The following is a 4003-nucleotide window of genomic DNA, read 5'->3' as shown; positions in this document are numbered from 1 at the left end:
GACCAGATCAGCGCCACGAGCAGGATGACCAGCAACAACGGGATGCCCAGAAACAGCGAGTGGATTTCCATCGTGCTCACGACGCAAACCGTATCCCACCGGCGAACCGAGGGCTACACACGTTAGGCCGCGCCTTCGCCTAGGTATCGGGCCCATGCCGGGTCGAGCTCTTTGACGGTTGACAGCAGCCGCCAGTGCTGGCCTTTGGGCGACGTCGGCGCCCAGCGCAGCGACCAGCCCAGCTCGGCCAGTGACTTGTCACCCTTGCGGTGATTGCAGGTCGAACAGCAGGCGACGCAGTTCTCCCACGAGTGATCGCCGCCGCGGCTGCGTGGCACCACATGGTCCACGGTGTCGGCCTTGGCCCCGCAGTACGCGCAGCAGAAGCGGTCGCGATGCATCAGTGCCGCACGCGTCATCGGAACGCGGGCCCGATAGGGCACGCGGACGAACGTCTTCAACCGGATCACCGAGGGCACGGCGATCGACCTGGACGTCGAGTGGACGACCGGACCAGTCGGGTCGTCATGCACGACGTCGGCCTTGCCGCAGATCAGCATGATGATCGCCCGCCGGACAGGCAACGCGGTCAACGGCTCGTAGGTGGAATTCAGCAGCAACACCCGCCGGCGATTCCAGATCGATCCGCCGTCATGGGCGACGGGCGGATGCGTGTCGACGGTTTGGACGCTACGCAGGGTTGAACCGGTCGCGGGCCCGGTGAGGCCTGCCGCGGCACCCGAACTGTGGTGGCGGCGTTTGCGCTGCGCCATACGTCCTCCGCCAGACAGTCCACCACGATTCGCCAGCCAGCGCACGCCAAATTGCCGGGTGCCCGCTGGTCAATCCGGTGAACACCCGGTAGCCACACACGCAGCCAAGGTTCAGATGTCGCTCAGCGGCCCGCTCTGGGCATGGCCCACAATGGAACCGATGGAACAACCACAAGAGACCTTCTACGACGCCGTCGGCGGCGCAGACACATTCCATGCGATCGTGTCGCGCTTTTACGAACTGGTCGCCGAGGACGAAATTCTGCGGCGTCTTTACCCCGAAAGCGACCTCGCGGGCGCCGAGATCCGGCTCCGGATGTTCCTCGAGCAGTATTGGGGCGGCCCGCGGACATACTCCGATCAGCGCGGCCATCCCCGGCTGCGGATGCGGCACGCGCCGTTCCAGATCGGCCCGTTCGAGCGCGACGCCTGGCTGCGCTGCATGCATACCGCGGTCGCATCCATCGACTCGGCGACCCTCGACGACGTGCACCGCAAGGCATTGCTCGACTACCTGGAAATGGCCGCGCATTCCCTCGTCAACTCGGAGTTCTGATGACCTCACATGCACAGCGGCCGTGGTGGACGGACGCGGTGTTCTACCAGGTGTATCCGCGATCATTCGCCGACAGCGACGGCGACGGCGTCGGTGACATCAATGGCGTGGCGGCACACTTGGACTATCTGGAACGACTGGGCATCGATTCGATCTGGTTCAGCCCGATCATGGTGTCCCCGATGGCCGACCACGGCTATGACGTCTCTGATCCGCGCGACATCGACCCGCTGTTCGGCGATTTAGGGGCTTTCGAAGGACTGATCGCGTCGGCGCATGAGCGCGGCATCAAGATCACGATGGATCTGGTGCCCAACCACACCAGCTCCGAGCATCCCTGGTTCCAGGAGGCACTGGCCGCCGCGCCGGACAGCGCGGCCCGCAACCGCTACATCTTTCGGGACGGTCGCGGGCCCGGTGGCGCGGAGCCGCCGAACAACTGGCAATCCGTTTTCGGCGGACCGTCCTGGACCCGCGTCGAGGACCCAGACGGTAGTCCAGGCCAGTGGTACCTCCATCTTTTCGACGTCGAGCAGCCGGACCTCAACTGGGACAACCCGGAGGTCTTTGACGATCTCGAGAAGACGTTGCGGTTCTGGCTGGAGCGCGGTGTCGACGGCTTCCGCATCGACGTCGCTCACGGAATGGCCAAACCGCCGGGCCTTCCGGACTCCGATGTCGAGATGCGACCGCGGATGCTCAGCGACGGTGACCCGCGGTTCAACCATCCCAATGTGCATGCGATTCACCGCAATATCCGCCGGGTGATGGACGACTACCCCGAGGCGGTGACCATCGGCGAGGTCTGGGTCTTCGACAATGCCAGCTGGGCCGAGTACTTGCGCGCCGACGAGTTGCATCTCGGTTTCAATTTCCGCATGGTGCGTGCCGAATTCGACATCACCGAGATCCGCCACGCGATCGAGAACACCCTGGCCGCCGCCGAGATCGAAAACGCCACTCCTACATGGACGTTAGAAAATCACGACGTCGTACGAGCACCCAGCCGCTACGGCGGTGGCGCGGTCGGACTGGATCGGGCGCGCGCGATGGCGCTGGTGACGCTCGCCCTGCCCGGCGCGGTGTTCCTCTACAACGGCCAGGAACTGGGCCTGGCCAATGTCGAGTTGCCCGACGAAGCGCTGCGGGATCCGACCTGGGAACGCTCGGGTCATACCGTCCGCGGCCGCGACGGATGCCGCATCCCGATCCCCTGGCGCGGCGACACTCCCCCGTTCGGTTTCTCGGCGTCGACGGACACCTGGTTGCCGATGCCGCCGGAGTGGGCCGCACTGACGGTAGAAAAGCAGCTGGCGGACGCCGACTCGACATTGTCATTCTTCCAGCATGCACTCGAAATACGCAGTGGCCAAGCGGAGTTCGCGGGCGAGGGTATCGATTGGCTGGACATGGCTCCCGACGCCCTGGCGTTCGCCCGCAGCGGTGGCGGACTGCGCTGCGTCCTCAACACCGGCAAGCGGCCGCTTCCGCTGCCCGACGGCGAAGTCCTGCTGGCCAGCGCACCGACGGCGGACGGCAAGTTGCCGGCCAACGCCGCAGCGTGGCTGGCCTCGACGCCGATCTCTATACCTAACCCATGACTTACGCGTGGACGGTCATCGGCGCAGGGCCCGCGGGCATTGCTGCCGTGGGGAAGCTCCTCGATCGCGGGATAGCCGACAAGGACATCGCCTGGATCGATCCGGCCTTCGCGGCGGGCGACATCGGCGCGAAGTGGCGATCGGTGTCCAGTAATACAAAGGTTGGCGCTTTTCTGGAATATCTGAGCGGCGCCAAGGCCTTTCGGTTCTCCGAAGCACCCCCGATGCCACTGACCGAAACAGACCCCGAGGAAACGTGCGCCCTCGCCCTGGTAGCTGACCCACTCAGGTGGATCACCGAACAACTGCGCGAGCGGGTGGACACTGTCGAAGCCACGGCGACTGGCCTGGCCCTGGAAAACCGGGAGTGGCGGATCGAGACAGAGCAGCGGGACCTGACGTCGGCCAATGTGATCCTGGCGGTGGGGGCAATCCCGAAGAAGCTCAATTATTCTCAACTGAAGGAGATTCCGTTAGAGGTCGCTCTTGACCCGGAGAGGCTCGCCGCGGAGCCGTTGGATGGCACCACGGTGGCGGTGTTCGGATCTTCACACTCGTCGATGATCGTGCTGCCGCATCTGCTGCGTCACCCGGTCGCGAAAGTCATCAACTTTTATCGCAGCCCGCTCAAATATGCTGTTTATCTTGATGATTGGATCCTGTTCGATGACTCCGGACTCAAAGGTCAAGCGGCCGTCTGGGCGCGAGAGAACGTCGACGGTGTGTTACCGGACCGTCTGGAGCGTTGTCTGGTCGACGGCCCTGACTTCGACGAAAGGCTCGCCGAGTGCGACCTCGCGGTGTACACGGTCGGCCTGGAGCGCCGGACGTTGCCTGAAACCCGACAATGGGGTCAGCTGGATTACAACGCCGACAACGGCATTCTGGCTCCTGGGCTCTTCGGGATTGGGATCGCATTTCCCCAGCGAGCGGTCGACCGCTACGGCTATGTCGAATACCGCGTCGGCCTGAAGAAGTTCATGGATTACCTCCAGGAGATCCTGCCGTTGTGGTTGCACTACTCGACGTAGTCAGCGCAGCACCAGCAGCGGATCGCCCCGACGCCGGTACAC

At 64.3% G+C, this 4003-nt stretch carries 4 protein-coding genes; 3 read left to right on the top strand and 1 reads right to left on the bottom strand.

The window, feature by feature from the left end; translation table 11 throughout:
- Positions 1-122 precede the first annotated feature (122 nt).
- Positions 123-773, bottom strand: a complete 651-nt coding sequence (locus tag WAN02_RS14215; protein WP_422264841.1) for an HNH endonuclease — start codon at positions 771-773, stop codon at positions 123-125.
- A gap of 151 nt (positions 774-924) precedes the next feature.
- On the opposite strand from WAN02_RS14215, the gene WAN02_RS14210 reads away from it, so the two are divergent.
- Genes WAN02_RS14210 through WAN02_RS14200 form a run of 3 tightly spaced genes read left to right on the top strand, consistent with a single transcriptional unit; the run spans position 925 to position 3961 of the window.
- Complete coding sequence (locus WAN02_RS14210) at positions 925-1329, top strand: globin (RefSeq protein WP_422264842.1); 405 nt, start codon at positions 925-927, stop codon at positions 1327-1329.
- Positions 1329-2930, top strand: a complete 1602-nt coding sequence (locus tag WAN02_RS14205; protein ID WP_422264840.1) for a glycoside hydrolase family 13 protein — start codon at positions 1329-1331, stop codon at positions 2928-2930. Before WAN02_RS14210 ends, WAN02_RS14205 begins: the two co-directional genes overlap by 1 nt.
- Positions 2927-3961, top strand: a complete 1035-nt coding sequence (locus WAN02_RS14200) for a pyridine nucleotide-disulfide oxidoreductase (RefSeq protein WP_422264839.1) — start codon at positions 2927-2929, stop codon at positions 3959-3961. The genes WAN02_RS14205 and WAN02_RS14200 overlap by 4 nt, the downstream gene beginning before the upstream one ends.
- Positions 3962-4003: the final 42 nt, after the last annotated feature.

It is taken from the genome of Mycobacterium sp., from assembly GCF_049281135.1.
GTDB lineage: Bacteria > Actinomycetota > Actinomycetes > Mycobacteriales > Mycobacteriaceae > Mycobacterium.
Note: the sequence above shows the minus strand (reverse complement) of the source record. Positions and strands in the feature narration are given on the sequence as shown.

Coding starts and splice junctions, on each gene's coding strand:
- WAN02_RS14215 (WP_422264841.1), bottom strand. CDS start 773: ATGGCGCAGCGCAAACGCCGCCACCACAGTTCGGGTGCCGCGGCAGGC.
- WAN02_RS14210 (WP_422264842.1), top strand. CDS start 925: ATGGAACCGATGGAACAACCACAAGAGACCTTCTACGACGCCGTCGGC.
- WAN02_RS14205 (WP_422264840.1), top strand. CDS start 1,329: ATGACCTCACATGCACAGCGGCCGTGGTGGACGGACGCGGTGTTCTAC.
- WAN02_RS14200 (WP_422264839.1), top strand. CDS start 2,927: ATGACTTACGCGTGGACGGTCATCGGCGCAGGGCCCGCGGGCATTGCT.